The organism is uncultured Bradyrhizobium sp. (assembly GCF_936943645.1).
Taxonomy (GTDB): Bacteria; Pseudomonadota; Alphaproteobacteria; order Rhizobiales; family Xanthobacteraceae; genus Bradyrhizobium.
On record NZ_CAKZJO010000083.1, the window covers coordinates 23,902 to 44,106 of the forward strand.

The following is a 20,205-nucleotide window of genomic DNA, read 5'->3' on the forward strand; positions in this document are numbered from 1 at the left end:
GATCAGTCCACGTCCTCGATGTCGGCACCGGGGGTGCCGAAGGCGCGCTGCGCCAGTGTCGCGGCCATGAAATCGTCGAGCTCGCCGTTGAGCACGCCTGATGTGTCGGAGGTCTGCACGCCCGTGCGGAGGTCCTTCACCATCTGATAGGGTTGCAGCACGTAGGAGCGGATCTGGTGGCCCCAGCCGATATCGGTCTTGGCGGCCTGATCGGCGGCGGCCTTCTCCTCGCGCTTCTTCAGCTCGATTTCATAAAGACGTGCGCGCAGCATGTCCCAGGCCTGGGCCCGGTTCTTGTGCTGGGAGCGGCCGGCCTGACAGACCACGGCAACGCCGGTCGGAATATGCGTGAGCCGCACCGCGGATTCGGTCTTGTTGACGTGCTGGCCGCCGGCGCCGCCGGACCGCATGGTGTCGACGCGGACGTCGGATTCCTTGATGTCGATCTTGATGCTGTCGTCGATGACCGGAAACACCTGCACGCTCGAGAACGAGGTATGCCGACGCGCGTTGGAATCGAACGGCGAGATGCGCACCAGGCGATGCACGCCGGCTTCGGTCTTCAGCCAGCCATAGGCGTTGTGGCCGGAAACCTGGATGGTCGCCGACTTGATGCCGGCCTCTTCGCCTTCGGACTCTTCGAGATACTCGACCTTGAAGCCGTGCGTTTCGGCCCAGCGTGTGTACATGCGCAGCAGCATCTGCGCCCAGTCCTGGCTCTCGGTGCCGCCCGCGCCGGCATGGACTTCGAGATAGGAATCGAAGCGGTCGGCTTCGCCCGACAGCAATGCCTCGAGCTCGCGCCGCGCCACTTCCTTCTTCAGGGTCTTCAGCGCGGCTTCGGCTTCGGCCACGACACCGTCATCGCCCTCGGCCTCGCCGAGCTCGATCATGCCGATATCGTCTTCGAGTTCCTGCTCGACCTTCCCGATGCCGCCAAGCGAATCCTCCAGCGAGGTGCGCTCCTGCATCAGCTTCTGGGCCTTCTGGGGGTCGTTCCAGAGGTTGGGATCTTCTGCGAGCTTGTTCAGCTCAGCGAGGCGCGCCGTCGATTTCTCGACGTCAAAGATGCCTCCTCAGCAGCCCGACTGACTGCTTGATCTCTTCTACCAACCGTTCGATTTCGGCGCGCATGTCGTTCTCGTATCGCGGGATCGAGCCCGCATTCAATTGAGCTGGGGATGTAGCGGCGGCGGCTGCAAAGCGCAACCGCCGGAAACACGAACGTCTGTCTTGTCCTAAGCCTTAGTACAGCCCACCGGTGCCCGGCCGCATGAAGAAGCCGGAATCCGGCTGCTGCTGCTGTGAGGCCGGCATGCCGCCGCCGCGGCCGTCGGCGTCGGCAACGCCAATGACCGAATAATTGTCCGGCGGCGCCGTGCCCGGCTTGAAGGCTTCGAGGATGGTGCCACCGGTCTCGCCGGGACCTGCGCGCATGCCGGTCTTGGAGACGACGCGGACGAGCTTGATGCCGGCCGGCACCTTGAACGGAACCGCAGGCTTGTCGGCGAGCGCGAGCTGGAGGAAATCGCGCGCGATGGGGGCCGCCAGATGGCCGCCGGTGGCGGCATTGCCCTTACCCAGCGGACGCGGCTTGTCGTAGCCCATATAGATGGCGACGGCGATGTCGGGCGAGAAGCCGACGAACCAGGCGTCCTTGGCCTCGTTGGTGGTGCCGGTCTTGCCGGCGATCGGCTTGCCGACCGCCTTGACCACGGTCGCCGTACCGGCCTGGACCACGCCTTCCATCAGCTCGGTGATCTGATAGGCGGTCATGGAGTCCAGCACCTGCTCGCGGCGGTCGATCAGCTGCGGCTCGGGCTGGTTCTTCCAGCCACCGGGCGCATCGCAGCCGCGGCATTCGCGCTGGTCATGCTTGAAGATGGTGTGGCCGTAGCGGTCCTGGATACGGTCGATCAGGGTCGGCTTCACCCGGCGGCCGCCATTGGCGAGCATCGAATAGGCCGTCACCATGCGCATCGCCGTCGTCTCGCCGGCGCCGAGTGCGTAGGAGAGATAGTTCGGCAGCTCGTCATAGACGCCGAAACGGCGGGCATATTCGCCGATCAGCGGCATGCCGATGTCCTGCGCGAGGCGCACCGTCACCGTGTTGAGCGATTGCCGCAGCGCGTTGCGCAGCGTCACCGGTCCCTGGAACTTGCCGGACGAGAAGTTTTCCGGCCGCCACACGCCGGCGCCCTGGCCTTGATCGATTTCGATGGGAGCATCGAGCACGACGGTCGAGGGCGTATAGCCGTTGTCGAGCGCGGCCGAATAGACGATCGGCTTGAACGACGATCCCGGCTGCCGGTAGGCCTGCGTGGCGCGATTGAACTGGCTCTGGTCGAACGAGAAGCCGCCGACCATCGCGAGCACGCGGCCGGTCCAGGGATCCATCACCACCATCGCACCGGACACTTCGGGGATCTGGCGCAACCGGTACTGGCCTTCGACCGGCTGTCCCTCCTTGCTGTAGAGCGGATCGGCATAGATCACGTCGCCGGGTTGCAGCACCTGCGCCACGGACGTCGGCGTCTTGCCCTTGGTGTTGCCCTGCGCCGCCCTCGCCCAGCGCACGCCGTCGAGCGTGACGAGGCCGGTCTCGCGCTGCTTGCTGACGGCGCCGCCAAGCTCGCGGCTCGGCTGGAAGCCGATGCGCGCCGACTGGTCGCTGGTCTCCAGCACCACGGCCATGCGCCAGGGCGAAATGTCGGAGAGCGATTTGATCTCGGCGAGCTTGACGCCCCAGTCGCCCGACGTGTCGAGCTTGCTCATGGCGCCACGATAGCCCTGCTGCTCGTCATAGTTCACGAGGCCGGCGACCATGGTCTTGCGGGCCATGACCTGGATTTTCGGATCGAGCGTGGTGCGAACCGAAAGGCCGCCTTCGTACAGCTTCTTCTCGCCGTAGCGCTCGAAGATGTCGCGACGGACTTCCTCGGCAAAATATTCGCCGGCGAAGGTGTGCGCGCCGTTGGACCGGCTGGTGACGGCCAGCGGCTCCTTGCGGGCCTTGTCGGCGTCGGCCTGCTTGATCCAGCCGTTCTCCAAGAGACGGTCGATCACGTAGTTGCGGCGCTCGATGGCGCGGTCGCGGTTACGGACCGGATGCAACGTCGCCGGCATTTTCGGCAGCGCGGCCAGATAGGACGCTTCGGCGACCGTCAGCTCGTTCACGGACTTGTCGAAATAGACCAGCGAAGCCGCCGCGATGCCGTAGGCGCCGAGGCCGAGATAGATCTCGTTCAAGTAAAGCTCGAGGATCTTGTCCTTCGAGTAGGTCTTCTCGATGCGCATTGCCAGCAAGGCTTCCTTGATCTTGCGGGCGAAGGAGACCTCGTTGGTCAAGAGGAAGTTCTTGGCGACCTGCTGGGTGATCGTGGACGCACCCTGCGGGCGACGGTTGGAGCCGTAATTCTGCAGATAGAGCAATCCGGCGCGCGCCATGCCGGTGTAGTCGATACCGCCATGCTCGTAGAAATTCTTGTCTTCGGCCGCCAGGAACGCGTTGATCACGAGCTTGGGCACCGCCTGGATCGGCAGGTACAGCCGCCGCTCCTTGGCGTATTCGCCGAGCAGCGAGCCGTCGACCGCGTGCACGCGGGTCATCACCGGCGGCTCGTAATCCTGGAGCTGAGAGTAGTCCGGCAAATCCTTGGAGAAATGCCAGATCAGGCCTGCCACGGCCCCGACACCGACAAGGAACACCACCGTTCCCGCGGCGAACAGGAAGCCCATGAACCGCACCAGCAAGCGCATTATGTGTTTATCCGTTCAAACTCTGAATCAGCCCAGGATCGGTCCCTTGGCACCTCAAACTGGCGCCAACCTCACGTCGCGAATTCACCGGCTTACACAATACCATCAATGCCGGACTTAAGACGCTTGCCGAACGGGATTCTCGCCGATTCCGGAACCCCCTGCCGGGTTTTTATAAAGCGCCCGCTGTGGCCAAACTAGGGCTTTTACGGCAAGACGGAAAAACCCTTTCAGTTCGGAACTCCCCGGGTCGTCAATTTGACGATCCCACGGTCGTCAGCTTGGCGATCCCCGGGTCGTCAGTTTGACGATCCCGCGGTGGCCATCCGTTTGGTCAGGAACCCGTCGATCGCCTGCGCCATCGAGCCCACCGCCTTGGACCGCCAGCCCTCGGAGACCAGGTGCTCGAGGTCGCCCTTGTTGGAGACATAACCGATCTCGACCAGCACGGATGGCACGTCGGGCGCTTTAAGGACCCGGAAGCCGGCCGACTTCAGGGGATGCTTGTGCATTCGCACCGTCGACTTCATTTCTCCCATCAAGAGGCGGGCAAAACGATTTGAAAAGGTGCGGGTTTCCCGCTGCGTCAGATCGATCAGGATGTCGGCGACGTCGGTCGGCTCCTCCGCAAGATTGAAGCCGGCGATCGCATCCGCCCGGTTTTCCGCGTCCGCCAGCCGCTGGGCTTCGGCGTCAGAGGCCTTGTCGGACAGCGTATAAATGGTCGCGCCCTGCGCATCGCCCTCGGCACGCGGCAACGCATCGGCGTGAATCGAGACGAACAAGGCGGCCTTGAGATTGCGGGCGATCTTGGTCCGGCCATCGAGGGGAATGAAGGTGTCGTCGTCCCGGGTCATGACCACGCGGTACTTACCGGCCTTCTCCAGCCTGTCCCGGAGCGCCAGCGCAAAGGCCAGCACCAGGTTCTTCTCGCTCTCGCCGCTCGATTGCGTGCCATTGTCGATGCCGCCATGGCCGGGATCGATCACGACCACCGGGCGGCCATCGGCCTTCTGCTGCGCCGTATCAGGGGCTGTCGCGGCAGGAGCCGTGGCGGGCTGTGCCTCGGCGATTGTCGGCCGGAGTTCGGGGCGATTTTCGGGCGCAAGCGCCTGTACGAAGGCGGCTCGGTCGACCTCCTCCAGCTCCAGCACAAGCCGGGCCGGCTGGCCGTTGGCCGCCTCGAGCACGTAGGACTTGGCGATCCGGGCGGGTCCCGTCAGATCGAACACGATTCGCGAGCCGCCGGGCATGACGAGCCCGTAGCGGAACGCCTTGACCAGTCCACGCCCCCCGGCCCCCGTGCCCGCGGGCAGCTGAAAACTGACCTGCGGTACGTCAACGACCACCCGATAGGGGTCGGCCAGCGTGACGGCGCGGAAGGTGACGGCCTGATCGAGGTCGAGAATGAAGCGGGTCTGCTTGCCATCGCCGGCCAACCGGGCGCCCGAAGCGATTGGAAAATTCGCCGCCGCAACAGTGGGTTGCAGCTGGCTTTCCGCCGCCTTCAGGCGCGAGGAATCAGCACATGGCAATGCCGCGGCGCACAGCAGCGCGCATACCAGCAAAACCCGTTGATTTGTGCGGCTCGCCACCGATTCCGTGCCTCCGAGCAGCCCTTTTAACGCAATAGAACCACAGGGTTAATTGATCCTTAATGACGGAAACGCGAAACTCTCTGAGTGTGACCGCCGTGCGACGCTCCCTTGCACGGATGGCTCATTCCTCGTATGTACGGAATGCTGACGGCCGATATTTCCGGTTGTGTCGCATTCAGCCTGCCGGCGCAGCGCCGGAACTCCCAAGGTTTGGGAATTCCAGCGTTTTCCATTTCCCTCTAAGGCCAGCGCGGTGCGCGGCAGTGAGGTGGAACGGGTCGAGCGCCGGCGGCGGAACGGTCTCGGGTTACCACTCCACTTGCCCGGACGGTTCTGACAGCGATGTAACCCATTACCCGGTCCCTTGATCCCAGGGGAGCGGTTCGTGATCCCCCAAGGCGAGCGCGCTCGCGCCATGCCTGGCCAGCAGCAACTGATTGAAGGGCGGCCTCGCCGCCCAGTGTTTCATACGGGCCGACGCTTGATGCGCCAGACTGTGCCGACGAATTCTGAAGGACCATTCGCGACGCTGCGGAGTGAAAATCCCGCACGCCGCCATGGTCCTGAAGCTTCCGGTTCGGCAAGGCGCGAGAGACGGCGTTTCGGCCTTCCCCTCACCCCCGAATCAGGTGGACCGTCGCGTCACCCGGCGGCGCGATACGCGCCCACGGTGATTAGCGCCCGCCGCCGCCAAGAGTTAAGACATGCCCAACAAGATGTTGATCGATGCCACCCACCCGGAAGAGACCCGGGTCGTCGTGGTCCGCGGCAATCGCGTCGAAGAGTTTGACTTCGAGACCGCGCAACGCAAGCAACTGCGCGGGAATATCTACCTCGCCAAGGTCACACGGGTCGAGCCCTCGCTCCAGGCCGCTTTCGTCGAATATGGCGGCAACCGCCACGGCTTCCTCGCCTTCAGCGAAATTCATCCCGATTACTACCAGATTCCGGTCGCCGACCGGCAGGCGCTGATCGAGGCCGAGGAGCAGGCCCATCGCGAGGCCGAGGAAGAGAGCGAGAACCGCTCCCACGGCCGCCGCCGTTCGCGCCACCGCAACGCCCGTCGCCGCGGTCACGGCGAGCGCGTGCGCAGTGACATCGTCGAAGGCCTCGAAGCCGGCGCCGATCCCGCCGCCCAGCCGGTCGAAGGCGCGCCGCAGCCGGAGTACATGGAAGGCGCTCTGCACGAAGGCGAGCATCTGCATGCCGAGGCGGAGCATCACGGCGAGCACGACGGCCACGACCACCACGACCATGATCACGACCACCACGACCATGATCACGGCGACCACGATCATGGTCACGACGATCATCATGCCCATGATGACGAGCACGGTCACGATCACCAGCACGATCATCACGAGCACGATCATGCCGACGAGACGCCCGCGCCTGTCGCGGCCGTCGGCGCCGAGCCGGTCGTCGCGACCGAAGCGGTCGCCGATCAGCACGAGGCCGCAACGTCCGAGCCGCACGCCGAGGCCCTCGCCGAAGCGGTGACCGCTGCCGCGGAGCCGGCCGACGCGATTTACGGCGAGAGCATCGAGGCGCCGCAGGCCGAGGCCACGGACGCAGCCGGTGAAGACGACGAGGATGAGGACGAGGACGGCGAGGAAGCCGAAGAGGAAGTCGTCGAATCCGTCGGCGGCGACGACGTGCTGGAGGAAGTGCCGGAACGCACCTTCCGTCCGCGCCGCCAGTACAAGATCCAGGAAGTCATCAAGCGCCGCCAGGTCATGCTGGTACAGGTCGTCAAGGAAGAGCGCGGCAACAAGGGCGCGGCGCTGACCACCTATCTGTCACTCGCCGGCCGCTATGCGGTGCTGATGCCGAACACCGCCCGCGGCGGTGGCATCAGCCGCAAGATCACCAGCGCCCAGGACCGCTCCCGCCTGAAGGAAGTGGTGCAGGACCTCGACGTGCCCGAGGGCATGGGCATCATCCTGCGCACCGCAGGCGCCGCCCGGACCAAGCCCGAGATCAAGCGCGATTTCGAGTACCTGATCCGGATGTGGGAGACGGTGCGCGACCTGACGCTGAAGTCGCAGGCCCCGACCCTCGTCTACGAGGAAGGCTCGCTGATCAAGCGCTCGCTGCGCGACCTCTACAACAAGGAGATCGACGAGATTCAAGTGGCCGGCGAATCCGGCTACCGCGAAGCGCGCGACTTCATGAAGATGCTGATGCCCGCCAATGTCAGCGCAGTGAAGCAGTATCGCGACGGCCAGCCGCTGTTCTCGCGCATGGGCGTCGAGAGCCAGCTGGACGCGATGTTCTCGCCGACCGTGCAACTGCGGTCCGGCGGCTACATCGTGATCAACCAGACCGAGGCGCTGGTCTCGATCGACGTCAACTCCGGACGGTCGACGCGCGAGCACCATATCGAAGACACCGCGCTCAAGACCAATCTGGAGGCGGCCGAAGAGGTCGCCCGCCAGCTTCGCCTGCGCGACCTCGCCGGCCTGATCGTCATCGATTTCATCGACATGGACGAGAAGCGCAACAACCGCGCGGTCGAGCGCAAGCTGTCCGATTGCCTGCGGCAGGATCGGGCGCGCATCCAGGTCGGCCGCATCTCGCATTTCGGCCTGCTCGAGATGTCGCGCCAGCGCATCCGCGCCAGCGTGCTTGAATCCTCGACCGATCCCTGCCCGCATTGCGGCGGCACCGGCCATGTCCGTTCGGTGTCCTCGGTGGCGCTGCAGCTGCTGCGCGGCCTCGAAGAGATCCTGATGAAGGGCGCGACCCACAATCTCGTGGTCCGCACCCGCACCGACGTCGCACTCTATGTTCTGAACCACAAGCGCGGCCATCTGCGCGATCTCGAGAACGGCTTCAAGGTCACCCTGTCGGTGATCGCCGATCCGAGCGTCAGCGGGCCGCAGGCCTACCTGATCGACCGCGGCGAGCAGGTGCATACGCTGGAAGCCGCCAAGGCGTTGCTGGCGGCACAGGCGGCTGCAAGCCCACCGCCCGTGGCCGAAGACGCCTACGATGATGAGGACGGCTTCGACATCGAGACCGAATCCGAGGTCGAAACCGAGGAGACCGAAGGCCTTGCCGAGGAGCAGGCATCCGGTGAAGCCGCGTCCGATCAGGACGGCCAGCGCCGCAAGCGGCGCAGGCGCAGGCGCGGCCGCGGTGGCCAGCGCGAGGGCGAGTTGCGCGAGGATAGCCCTGCGACCCTTCCTGAGGCGGCTGTTGCGGCCGGCGAAGGCGAAGAGGATGCCGACACCGAGCAGGATGGCGAAGAAGGCGAGGATCAGGCGGCCCGCGGCGAACAACAGGGTAGCGGTGATCGCCGCCGCCGGCGTGGTCGTCGCGGCGGACGCCGTCGGCGTGGTGGCGGCGAGGACGGTCTCGCCGGCTCCATCAGCGACGAGCTCGCGGTCAATGCGCCGCCGGAAGCGAGCGATGCCGTCGCTGATTTCGACGGCTTCGGCAGCGAGACTGCGCCCCCGATTGCGCAAGCCGAGCACAGCGCCGAGCCGCAGGTTTCTCAGCCTGAGCCGCGCGCCGAGGTGCAGACCGAGGCCCCGGCCCAGCCCGAGCCCGTCGCCGCGGAAGAACCCGCCGACGACAAGGCCGCACGGCGCCGCTCCACGGTCCGCGAAAAGGTAAGCTTCCTGTCGAGCAGCCCGAGCGAGCCGGCCGCACCGGTTGCGCAGGCGGCCGAGCCGGTCGCCCCGCCGGCGCCGACGGCTGAGCCCGCGCCGGAACCGGCCAGCGAAACACCGGCCGCCCCGCGCCGCGCCGGCTGGTGGTCCCGCCGCTTCGGCGGCGGCGAGTAGAAGGATCATCCAGATGAAACCGCCCGGCCAAACCGGGCGGTTTTGATTTGGCGAGGTGAGTTGGAATGCAAAGCGCAATCGTTCTCGGCGGCGGCATGATCGGTGTCAGTGCGGCACTGCATCTGCGGCAGCGCGGCTGGGCCGTCACGCTCGTCGACCGCAGGGAACCGGGCCGCGAGACCAGCTACGGCAACGCCGGGATGATCCAGGCCGAAGCGGTCCGCCCCTATCCAATGCCGCGCGACCTTCCGACCCTCCTGAAGATCGCGACCGGCCGCACCAACGACGTGCGCTACAGCCTGTCGTCGCTTCACCTCCATATCGAGCCCCTGCTCCGCTACTGGTGGCACTCGGCGCCGAAGCGGCATCGCGAGGCGATCGAGGCGTGGGCGCGACTGATCGCCTACGCGACGAGCGAGCACGACATTCTCATTCGGCAGGCTCATGCCGACAATCTGATCCGCCGCGCCGGCTATCGCATGCTGCATCGCGACGCCGCTTCATTTGATCTCGCGATCAAGACGGCGGAGGAAGACCGCCGCGAGTTCGGCGTGAATTTCCGCGTGCTCTCCGGCAGCGAGCTCGCCAAGGCCGAGCCACTTTTGCGCGACGACCTGCCCGGCGCGATCCATTGGCTCGACACCTGGACCGTGTCCGATCCGGGCGCGCTGGTCACGGCCTATGCCGAGCTGTTCGAGCGCCTTGGCGGCATCATCGTGCTCGGCGATGCACAGTCGCTGCGGCAGACCGCGACCGGATGGTCGGTCGATACGGATCAGGGCCGCCTCGACGCCGCCCACGCTGTCGTAACGCTCGGGCCGTGGTCACCCGACCTCCTCACCAAATTCGGCTATCGCATCCCGCTGGTGCGCAAGCGCGGCTATCACATGCATTACAGCGGTGGCGCATCGCTCGATCTGCCGCTGGTCGACAAGGCCAGCGGCTACGCCATGGGGCCGATGGCGAAGGGAATCCGCATCACCACCGGCGCCGAATTGACCGGCATGGATGCACTCGCCACCCCCGTACAGCTCGCCAGCGCGGAAGGCTCCGCGCGCGAGCTGATCGACCTCGGCAAGCGCGTCGAGCCTGATCCGTGGTTCGGCACGAGGCCGTGCACTCCCGACATGCTGCCGGTGCTCGGACAGGCTTCGCGACACCCCGGCCTCTGGATGAATTTCGGCCACGGCCATCAGGGCTTCACGCTGGGACCTGCGACCGGACGCCTGCTCGCCGAGATCATGAGCGGCGAGACGCCGGCGATCGATCCCGCGCCGTACCGGCCGGAGCGGTTCTAACCTTCGCCGCGCGCGGCGAGCACCGCAAGCGCCGCCGACAGGCGCATCAGCGGATCCTCCCATTCGCGCGGGGCACGCTGGCGGAACAGGCGCATGGTCGGATACCACGGGCTGTCCTCGCGCTCGCGCAGCCAGCGCCAGTCGAGCGCGTAAGGCGTCAGCATCCACACTGGACGGCCGAGCGCGCCGGCGAGATGGGCGACCGAGGTGTCGACCGCGATGACGAGATCCAGGGCGGCCACCGCTGCGGCAGTATCGGTGAAATCGCCGAGCGCGGGCGCGAGGTCGATGACATCGCCACCGAGCGCGGCCAGTACCGGAGCATCTTCGGGACGCGGCTCCTTCTGCAGGCTGTAGAGCTGCACGCCCGGCATCACCAGACGCGGCAGCACCGCCTGTGCGGACAATGAGCGCTGCCGGTCGCCCTTGTGCCTGGCATTGCCGGCCCAGACCACGCCGACCTTGAATGCCGTCACGTCCGCAAGCGCCGCTCGCCAGCGCGACAGTTTTGCAGGATCAGGACGCAGGTACGGGACGTTCGCCGGCACTGTATGAAGCGTCGTGCCGAAGATCCGCGGCAGGTTCATCAGCGGCACCTGCAGATCGAATCGCGGCAGCGGCTCGCCGCGCGCGACCACGGTGACATCGAAGAGCTGCCGCAACAGCTGGGCCAGCGCAGGCTGCACCTGAAGAACGATCTTTCCGCCGCACGCGGCGACCATCGGCACGTAGCGCACGAAATGCAGGGCATCGCCCAGCCCGTATTCGGCGAACAGCAGCACGGTGCGGCCGTTCAGCGGCTCGCCCTGCCATTCCGGCTCGCTGAACGAGGGATCGCCGTCCGCGAGCGTCTTGCATTTGCGCCGCCAGCGATAGGCCTCGAAACCTTCAGCGAAGTCGCCGTTCATCAGCAGGAAATGCGCGTGGTTGTACTGCGCGAGCGGCTGCTCCGGATCGAGCGCGACCGCGCGATGCGAGACCGCCAGCGCCTCGTCGATCTCGCCGGCATTGCGCAGCGCGACTGCAAGATTGGCGTGGCCCTTGGCATAGGCAGGGTCGGCCGCGACCGCACCTCGGTGTGCGGCCACTGCGTCGTCTCCACGCTCCTGCTTCTCGAAGATGATGCCGAGATTGGTCCAGGCCGGGGCGTGATCGGGCCTGAGCAGCAGTGCGTGCTCGCAAGCCACGATCGCTTCGTCCAGTGCGCCGAGCTCGGAGAGACAGGCGCCGAGATTGCTTGCGATGACATGATCCGAGGAATCCCGCGCAAGGCTTTGCCGGTAGATCGTGGCGGCCTCCTGCAGATGCCCAGCCTCATGCAGGACAAGGCCGAGCAGCCGCAGCGCCGGGGCATTGTCCGGCGCCAGCGCAAGCGCACGGCGGTACGAGCTGATGGCGTCTTCCAGCGCCCCGCGCCGATAGAGCGCGGCGCCGAGATTGCAGAGCAATCCGGGATTATCGGGATCGACCTCGAGCGCATGGCGATAGGCCGTCTCCGCTTCGTCGAGCCGCGCCTGGTCCACGAGGAGATTGCCGAGATTGAGCCAGGCGCCGCGATGGGAGGGCTCTCTTGCAATGACCTCGTGATAAGCCTGTTCGGCCTCCGCGAACCGTTGCTGCCCTGCGAGCATAACGGCGAGATTGAAGCTGGCGCGGGTCAGATGCGCATCGAGCGCGAGCGCACCGCGATAAGCGGCCTCCGCCTCGTCGAAGCGGGCGAGCTCCCCGAGCGCGACGCCGAGCTTGTTGTGCAGGCCGGCGTCGCCTGGCCGCCGGATCAGGGCGCGCCGGAAGGCCGCCACCGCCCCCTCCTGCTCGCCCTTCACCGCGAGCGCGTCTCCGAGCGTGACGAGCGCGGGCGCGTGGTCGGGATCGACGACGAAGATGCGGCCGAGCAGCGCGGCGCCCTCGGCCGCGCGGTCGGTCACGAAGGCGGCCAGGGCGGCCAGATGCAACGCCGGCACGTGGTCCGGATCGGCCTTGAGAACCTCCGCGCAGAGTGCATCTGCCTGATCCGGACGCCCTGCCCCAAAATGCTCCGCCGCCTCCGCCACGATCCGATTCACAGCCGCGCCCACGATACCGCCCCTTCGAGGTCCGAGATGAGGGTTAAACGTGCAACCCGGGAAATTCCGTCAGTCGGGGTGCCGGCAAGTCTCCGACGGGCTCGGCACCGGCGCAGAAATAAGGGCTGGTCGATGATCTCGACCAGCCCTCTCAAACTCCCGGGGCCGACGGCGTGGCTGACGCCGTCAGACTGCAGCTTGCCGATCAGTCCGTCGTGATCGCCGTCTCCATGTCGGTCGGATCGATCCGCTTGGCGAGGTTGGCGTTGAGCTTGTCGCGGTCGAGCTCGCCCTCCCACCAGGCGACGATCACGCAGGCGACGCCGTTGCCGCACAGATTGGTCAGCGCGCGGCATTCGCTCATGAACTTGTCGATGCCGAGCACGATCGCCATGCCCGGCACGAGGCGCGGATCGACCACGGCCAGCGTCGCCGCCAGCGTGATGAAGCCCGCGCCGGTGATGCCGGAGGCGCCCTTCGAAGTCAGCATCGCCACCACCAGGATGGTCAATTGCTGGCTGAAGCTGAGATCGACGCCGAGCGCCTGCGCGATGAAGAGCGTCGCCAGCGTCATGTAGATGTTGGTGCCGTCGAGATTGAAAGAGTAACCGGTGGGCACCACGAGGCCGACCACCGACTTGGAGCAGCCGAGCCGCTCCAGCTTCTCCATCATGGACGGCAGCGCGCTCTCCGAGGAGGAGGTGCCGAGCACGATCAGCAGTTCGTCCTTGATGTAGGCCAGGAACTTGAAGATCGAGAAGCCGGCCAGGCGCGCGATGATGCCGAGCACGACGAACACGAACAGCGCCGCGGTGGCGTAGAAGGTCGCGATCAGGCCGATCAGGTTGAGGATCGCACCGGTGCCGAACTTGCCGATGGTGTAAGCCATCGCACCGAACGCACCGATCGGCGCCGCGCGCATCACGATCGAGATGACGCCGAACACCGCATGGGCGGCGTCGTCGATGAAACTGCGAATGGTGTGGCCGCGCTCGCCGAGGCTCATGATGGCGAAGCCGAACAACACCGAGAAGAGCAGCACCTGGAGGATTTCACCTTGCGCGAAGGCGCCGACCACGGTGTCCGGAATGATGTGCAGCACGAAGTCGACGGACTTCTGGCCGGCGGCCTGCTTGGCGTAGTTCGCAACGGCCGCCTCGCTCGCCGCGGCATTACCGAAGCCGGCGCCCGGCTTGACGAGATTGCCGATGATGAGCCCGATCACCAGGGCGAAAGTCGAGACGACCTCGAAATAAACCAGCGCCTTGACGCCGATGCGGCCGACTTTCTTGGCATCCTGGATGTGGGCGATGCCGGAGACGACGGTGCAGAAGATGATCGGAGCGATCACCATCTTGATCAGCTTGATGAAGCCGTCGCCGAGCGCCTTGATCCAATCATTGGTGGCGACCGTCGGCCAGAGCCAGCCGACGATGGCGCCGAGCACGATGGCGATCAACACCTGGACGTAGAGAACCTTGTACCACGGCTTTGCTGCGGGCGGCGCGATCGGCGCCCCCGCCATCGTTGTCGTCGTCATCGTTTCACTCCCCCTCAAAACACCGGGCCAGCCAAGATCAACTTGGCCGGCCCTGTCAATTGGAACCGCGAGTTCTTTGCGTGCTTACCGACGGCGCTCGATCAGTCGTCGAGCAGCCGGCATCAATGTCGCGCCGAGCGCATTCTTGACCAGCGAAGCCGCAATGAACGGCGCGATGCCGACCTGCCAGGCTTTGGCAACGCCGAGGCCAAGGCCGAACGCCAGCCAGCCGAAGCCGGCCGCGAGGATGACGAGATGGCCCACCGCCATCGCTGCAAACAGCAGCACCACACTGCGATCCCAGCCGCGCTCGGCGAGCCAGCCGGTGACGAAGGCGGCCGCAATGAAACCGAACAGATAGCCCGCAGTCGGGCCGACCAAGGGTGCAATTCCACCCACCGGCCCTGCGAAGACTGGTGCGCCAAGGGCGCCTTCGGCGAGGTAGGCGATCATGGTTGCGCTGCCAAGACGCCAGCCATAGGCAGCACCGATCATCAGCACCACCAGCGTCTGCAACGTCATCGGCACGTAAGGCAGCGGCAGGTTGACCTTGGCTGACAGCGCCATCAAGGCGGTGCCGAGTGCAACCAGCACGACAGCGCGCAAGCTGCCGACCGTTTCGCCCGGCCGGGTTGGCCACATCAATGCGGCGAGGGAAAAATGCGGCGCGGCAGCGGTCGGGACAGATCGGTCAGACAAGATGAACTCCGGACGTGGTCGAAAACTGGCGGCTATTTAAGCCAGTGAGCGATCCGGTCAACTGCCTCGCGCATCTCTTCGGGCGAACGTGCATAGGAAAAACGAATGAACGAGCGGCCGTGCACTGGATCGAAATCGACGCCGGGGGTGGCCGCGACGCGCGCCTGCTCCAGCATCTGCTTGGCGAACTCGAGACTGTCGGAAGTAAAGTTCGAGACGTCGGCATAGAGATAAAATGCACCATCGGCCGGCAGGAACTTGGTGAGGCCGGCTTTCGGCAATCCCTCGATCAAAATCTGCCGGTTTTCCTGATAGCCGTGCTTGATCGTCTCCATCTCGGCCGCGCCGTCGAAGGCGGCTTCGGCGGCAATCTGCGAGAGCGACGGCACCGAGATCGACAGGTTCTGCTGCAGCCGCTCGATCGGCCGCACCAGAATTTCAGGTACGACCATCCAGCCGACGCGCCAGCCGGTCATGCAAAAATACTTCGAGAACGAGTTGATCACGAGCGCGTGCTCGGAGAGCGCGGCCGCAGTGACCGCCGGAAACGCATAATCGAGCCCGTGATAGATCTCGTCCGAGATGAAGCGGATCCCGGCGTCTTCCGCCGCCGCGATCAGGCCAGCGAGCGCTTCGCGGGACATCATCGTTCCCGTCGGATTGGCAGGGCTGCCGACCAGCACGCCCTTCAGCGGCGCCTTGCGATGGGCCGCGAGCAAGGCCTCGCCGGTCAGCGCGTGGCGCGTGTCATTGGTGGTCTCGATCAGCACCGGCTCGCAACCGAGCGCGGTGAGGATGTGACGATAAGGCGGATAGCCCGGCACCGTCACGGCGACGCGGTCGCCCGGCTCGAACATCGACAGGAACGCCAGGATGAACCCGCCGGAGGAGCCTGTGGTCACCACGATCCTGTCAGGGCCGACGTCGCAGCCATGGGCATCGCGATAATGGCGCGCGATGCGCTCGCGCAAGGAGGGGATGCCGAGCGCAGAGGTATAATCGATCCGCCCCGCCTCGAGCGCCGCATGCGCCGCTGCAATCGCGGTTTTGGGCGCCCCGGCTGCGGGCTGGCCGACCTCCATATGGATGACATGGCCCCCGGCGGCCTCGATTCGGGCCGCGGCGGCCATGACGTCCATCACCATGAACGGGGGAACATCACTGCGGCGGGAGGGTGAGAGCCACTGCCCCAACCGGTTCCTCAAGGTCGCATCGTGCATCGATTTCTGCTATTTCGCTGGCGGGTCGGTCTGTCCGGCCCGGAAAACAGGGCGCTTGCGCCCCAGACTGGCCGCATTGTACGGCTCATAAGGGGTAAGGCTCATAAGGGCATATCGCGTATCCGGTCCGCCGCCAATCGCCAAAAACCAATCACGAAACTGCTGTCCAGACCGTTTGACCAAGACCGCTTGATGTCGCTCCAAATCGCATTGCGCAAGAAGGCCTCCGCCCTCACCGCCCTCGTCACGGCTGCGGCAGTCGCGCTGACGCCGTTCTCGGCCGCGCACGCGCAGGCCAAAGGGCCGCCGGTGCTGCGCGACACCGAGACCGAGCAGCTGCTGCGCGAGTACACGCGCCCGATCCTGCGTGCCGCGGGTCTGGAGAAGCAGAACATCCAGATGGTGATCCTCAACGACAGCTCGTTCAACGCCTTCGTCGCGGACGGTCGCCGTATCTTCGTCAATTGGGGCGCGATCCTTCAATCGGAAACGCCGAACCAGATCATCGGCGTGCTCGCGCACGAGACCGGGCATCTGGCCGGCGGCCATCTGTCCAAGCTGCGCGAGCAGCTCGCCGCCGCCCAGACCCAGATGATCATCGCGATGCTGCTCGGCGCCGGCGCGATCGCCGCGGGCAGCACCCAGCGCAGCAGCGCAGGCAACAACGGGCTCGCCAATGCCGGCGCCGCCGCGATCGCCGCTCCGCAGGAGGTGATCCGCCGGACGTTGCTATCCTACCAGCGCCAGCAGGAGGAGAACGCCGACCGGGCCGGGGTGAAATTCCTGACCGCGACCCAGCAATCGCCGAAGGGCATGTACGAGACGTTCAAGCGCTTCACCAGCGAGAGCCTGTTCGCCGCGCGCGGCGCCGATCCGTATCTGCAGTCGCATCCGATGCCGGCCGAGCGCGTCGCTGCGCTCCAGGAGTTCGCGAGCTCCAGCCCCTACTGGAACAAGAAGGACGATCCTGCGCTCCAGCTCCGCCACGACATGGTGCGCGCCAAGATCTCCGCCTTCATGGAGCGGCCGGAGACAGTGTACCGCCGCTATCCCCAGACCAATGACAGCCTGCCGGCGCGCTATGCCCGGGCCATCAGCACCTATCTGCACGGAGATCTGAGAAGCGCACTCACCCAGATCGACGCGCTGATCCAGGTCCAGCCGAACAACCCGTATTTCTACGAGGTGCGCGGCCAGGCCCTGCTGGAAAGCGGCAAGCCGGCAGAGGCGATCCCTGCCCTGCGCAAGGCTGTCGCACTCTCGAACAATTCACCCCTCATCGAGATGTTACTTGGGCAGGCTCTGGTTGGAACCGATAATAAGGCCTACACCGACGACGCCGTTCGGATTCTCCGCGCTGCGGTGGCGCGAGAGCCTGAGGCGGCGCTCGGCTATACCCAGCTCGCGATGGCCTATGGCCGGAAGGGAGAATATGCCGAGGCCGATCTCGCCTCGGCGCAGGCCGCCTATCTGCGCGGCGACAACAAGACCGCCCGCGAGCTTGCCACGCGCGCGAAAACCCGTTTTGCCGTCGGCACGCCCGGATGGGTCAAGGCCGACGACATCGTGGCGGCGAAGCCGCCGCGCAATTGACCACCGTGGCGGCCAAGCCGCTACGCAGTGAAATGACTGGAACGACGCCCGAAACCGCGACGTCACGACACCGAGCTTCAAGTCCGCCGGGACGTTTCTCGAAACCTGCTTTGGATAAGAGGATTTTGCCTATGCCTTCGCTGCGCCTGCTTGCTCCCGCGTTGTTTGCGCTCGCCCTGTTCGGCGCAGCCGTGCCCGCGTCGGCCGACAGTTTCTCCGACAGCCAGCGCACCGACATCGAGGCGATCATCAAGAACTATCTCGTCAGCCATCCCGAGGTGCTCGAGGAGGCCATGACCGAGCTCAGCAAGCGCCAGGCCGCGGCCGAGACGCAGAAGCACGAGGCCAGCGTCGCGCAGAACGCGGAGGCGATCTTCAACTCGCCGCGCCAGGTCGTGCTCGGCAACAAGGACGGCGATGTCACTTTCGTCGAGTTCTTCGACTACAACTGCGGCTACTGCAAGCGCGCGATGGACGACATGCTCACCATCATGAAGGGCGATCCGAAGCTGAAGGTCGTGCTGAAGGAGTTTCCGGTGCTGAGCCAGGGCTCGGTCGAAGCGGCCCAGGTCGCGGTCGCCGTGCGCATGCAGGATCCCACCGGCAAGAAATATCTCGACTTCCACCAGAAGCTGCTCGGTGGCCGCGGCGCCGCCGACAAGGCCCGCGCGCTCCAGGCGGCCAAGGAAGCGGGCCTCGACACCGCGAGGATCGAGAAGGACATCAGCAGCCCCGAGGTGCGCGCCACCATCGAGGAGAACTTCAAGCTCGCCGAAGCGATGGGCATGAACGGCACGCCGAGCTACGTCATCGGCAAGCAGATCGTGATCGGCGCCGTCGGCGTCGAAGGGTTGAAGGAAAAGATCGGCATTGCCCGCTGCGGCAAGGCGACCTGCTGATCGGCCGTTTTTCATTCACGCATGCGCAGAGGCCGGCTGAAGAGCCGGCCTTTTTCGTTGGCCGCCAGCTTCGCGGGAATCAGGCGCGAATCCGGCGCCCGCATTCATCTCGCGTTTAAAAAACAAATGCCGCAGGGCGGCTCATGTTCCGGAACAACTCAATTCTGCTTTCGTTGTCGGCGCGGGCAATGACGCAAATAAACACGTGAGGAGAATTTCGATGTTGAACCGCTTTATGATTTCGGCTGCCGCACTCGCGCTCGTCGCCGGCACCGGTGTTGCGAACGCACAGGGCACCATGGGCCGCGACGGCGGCGGCAGCGCCGGTGGCGCGCAGATGCAGCATTCGCAGCCCTCCGGCGGCGCGGCTGAACGTGGCTCCATGGGCAAGGACTCTGCCGCTCCGGAGCGAGGCACCGTGGGCCAGTCCGGCGGCGCCATGAAGCCCGGCGGAGCCGCCGAGGGCAAGTCGTCCGGCGCGATGGAGAAATCCGGAGCCGCGGAAAAGTCCGGCGGGATGGACAAGTCCGGCACCATGAACAAGAACGCGGCCGACGATAAGGCCGGCATGAAGGGCGAGCACGCCCAGGGTGCGCAGGACAAGTCCAAGAGCATGAGCTCGGACCCGACCAAGTCTGACTCCAAGTCCGGCGCCAAGGACATGAAGGCCGAGGACAACAAGGCCGGCGGCGCCGCCAAGAGCAACAATGCCGAGAACCGCCCGGCCACCACCGACAGCAAGTCTCAGACCACGACGGGCAACGCCTCCGCGACCGCGGCTGCCCCGCCCGCCGAGAAGCGGACCGAAATCTCGACGGCGATCAAGTCGACCAAGATCGAGGAGACCACCAACGTCAACTTCAACATCTCGGTCGGCACCGCGGTCCCGGCGTCCGTCCACTTCCACCCGCTGCCGCCCCGGATCGTCGAGATCTACCCGCAGTGGCGTGGCTATGAAGTAATCTTCGTCCGCGGCCAGTACGTGATCGTCCGCCCGCAGACGCGCGAGATCGTGTACATCATCGAAGGCTAAGGCCGGATACCGGCAACCTCAGGGGGCGGGCAGCAATGCCCGCCCTTTGGCGTTGGCCGGCAGCCATGCTTTGGACTGGTTAACAAGCAATTTCCGTAACTTCCGCACAGGTTTTTGCACCCCGGATGAGGTACCTGAAGCCCTCTGGGAGGCCCTTCAAGGCTTCCCCTCACGCGCTTTGTTACCTATAACCGCCGCCACGCCGAGCACCTCTTTGCGGGATTGGAATGGCCGAACCAGCAACCGACACGATCCTCGTCCTCAACGGGCCGAACCTCAATATGTTGGGGACGCGCGAGCCGGAGAAGTATGGCCATGCGACGCTGGCCGACGTCGAGGCACTGTGCCGGGAAACCGCGGCGACGTTCGGTCTCAAGGCCGATTGCCGGCAGTCCAACCGCGAAGGCGAGTTGATCGACTTCATCCACGAGGCGCATCGGCGCAAGATGAAGGGCATCATCATCAATGCCGGCGGCTATTCGCACACCTCGATCGCGCTGCACGACGCCCTGCTCGCGGTGCAGATCCCGACGGTCGAGGTGCATGTGACCAACATCCACGCCCGCGAGAGCTTCCGTCACCACTCCTACACGGCACGCGCGGCCTTCGCCTCGCTCTGCGGTTTCGGCATCGAGGGTTACCGTCTCGCCATCCAGGGCCTTGCCGCCAAGCTTGCCATCAAGCCCAAAGCCTGAAGCCCCCTCATCAA

At 65.6% G+C, this 20,205-nt stretch carries 13 protein-coding genes; 6 read left to right on the plus strand and 7 right to left on the minus strand.

Annotation, left to right across the window (positions count from 1 at the left end; translation table 11 throughout):
* Window positions 1-2 precede the first annotated feature (2 nt).
* From prfB to Q0743_RS23395, 3 genes are all read right to left on the minus strand, one after another.
* Window positions 3-1,134, minus strand: a protein-coding gene (gene prfB / locus Q0743_RS23385) for a peptide chain release factor 2 (protein WP_298243843.1) whose coding sequence is annotated in 2 segments (ribosomal slippage) — window positions 3-1,064 and window positions 1,066-1,134 — 1,131 coding nt in all. Because the reading frame shifts where the segments join, the coding sequence is not laid out codon by codon here.
* A gap of 111 nt (window positions 1,135-1,245) precedes the next feature.
* On the minus strand, window positions 1,246-3,759 hold the full coding sequence (locus tag Q0743_RS23390) for a penicillin-binding protein 1A (protein WP_298243844.1): 2,514 nt from the start codon (window positions 3,757-3,759) through the stop codon (window positions 1,246-1,248).
* A 299-nt stretch (window positions 3,760-4,058) separates the two neighbouring features.
* A complete protein-coding gene (locus Q0743_RS23395) occupies window positions 4,059-5,354 on the minus strand; it encodes an N-acetylmuramoyl-L-alanine amidase (RefSeq protein ID WP_298243845.1) in 1,296 nt (431 codons plus the stop codon).
* Window positions 5,355-6,061: 707 nt separating this feature from the next.
* Here Q0743_RS23395 and Q0743_RS23400 point away from each other — a divergent pair.
* Together Q0743_RS23400 and Q0743_RS23405 are read left to right on the plus strand one after the other, a co-directional pair.
* Window positions 6,062-9,148, plus strand: a complete 3,087-nt coding sequence (locus Q0743_RS23400; RefSeq protein WP_298243846.1) for an Rne/Rng family ribonuclease — start codon at window positions 6,062-6,064, stop codon at window positions 9,146-9,148.
* Between the two features lie 65 nt (window positions 9,149-9,213).
* The gene (locus Q0743_RS23405) at window positions 9,214-10,446 is read left to right on the plus strand and encodes an FAD-binding oxidoreductase (RefSeq protein ID WP_298243847.1); all 1,233 of its coding nucleotides are present in this window, start codon (window positions 9,214-9,216) and stop codon (window positions 10,444-10,446) included.
* Here the strand turns inward: Q0743_RS23405 and Q0743_RS23410 are convergent.
* The 4 genes from Q0743_RS23410 to Q0743_RS23425 form a co-directional block, all read right to left on the minus strand.
* On the minus strand, window positions 10,443-12,524 hold the full coding sequence (locus Q0743_RS23410; RefSeq protein ID WP_298243848.1) for a tetratricopeptide repeat protein: 2,082 nt from the start codon (window positions 12,522-12,524) through the stop codon (window positions 10,443-10,445). The genes Q0743_RS23405 and Q0743_RS23410 overlap by 4 nt on opposite strands.
* A gap of 193 nt (window positions 12,525-12,717) precedes the next feature.
* Window positions 12,718-14,052, minus strand: coding sequence for a dicarboxylate/amino acid:cation symporter (locus tag Q0743_RS23415; RefSeq protein ID WP_298243849.1), 1,335 nt, complete (start codon window positions 14,050-14,052; stop codon window positions 12,718-12,720).
* An 84-nt stretch (window positions 14,053-14,136) separates the two neighbouring features.
* The gene (locus tag Q0743_RS23420; RefSeq protein ID WP_298243965.1) at window positions 14,137-14,694 is read right to left on the minus strand and encodes a biotin transporter BioY; all 558 of its coding nucleotides are present in this window, start codon (window positions 14,692-14,694) and stop codon (window positions 14,137-14,139) included.
* Window positions 14,695-14,783: 89 nt separating this feature from the next.
* Window positions 14,784-15,971, minus strand: coding sequence for an aminotransferase class I/II-fold pyridoxal phosphate-dependent enzyme (locus tag Q0743_RS23425; RefSeq protein WP_298243850.1), 1,188 nt, complete (start codon window positions 15,969-15,971; stop codon window positions 14,784-14,786).
* A 192-nt stretch (window positions 15,972-16,163) separates the two neighbouring features.
* On the opposite strand from Q0743_RS23425, the gene Q0743_RS23430 reads away from it, so the two are divergent.
* From Q0743_RS23430 to aroQ, 4 genes are all read left to right on the plus strand, one after another.
* Window positions 16,164-17,564: a M48 family metalloprotease gene (locus Q0743_RS23430; RefSeq protein ID WP_298243851.1), complete on the plus strand. Its 1,401-nt coding sequence runs from the start codon at window positions 16,164-16,166 to the stop codon at window positions 17,562-17,564.
* A gap of 131 nt (window positions 17,565-17,695) precedes the next feature.
* Window positions 17,696-18,463: a DsbA family protein gene (locus tag Q0743_RS23435; protein ID WP_298243852.1), complete on the plus strand. Its 768-nt coding sequence runs from the start codon at window positions 17,696-17,698 to the stop codon at window positions 18,461-18,463.
* 220 nt (window positions 18,464-18,683) lie between these two features.
* A complete protein-coding gene (locus tag Q0743_RS23440; RefSeq protein WP_298243853.1) occupies window positions 18,684-19,496 on the plus strand; it encodes a DUF1236 domain-containing protein in 813 nt (270 codons plus the stop codon).
* Between the two features lie 227 nt (window positions 19,497-19,723).
* Window positions 19,724-20,191, plus strand: coding sequence for a type II 3-dehydroquinate dehydratase (gene aroQ, locus Q0743_RS23445; RefSeq protein ID WP_074119570.1), 468 nt, complete (start codon window positions 19,724-19,726; stop codon window positions 20,189-20,191).
* The last annotated feature ends 14 nt before the right edge of the window (window positions 20,192-20,205 follow it).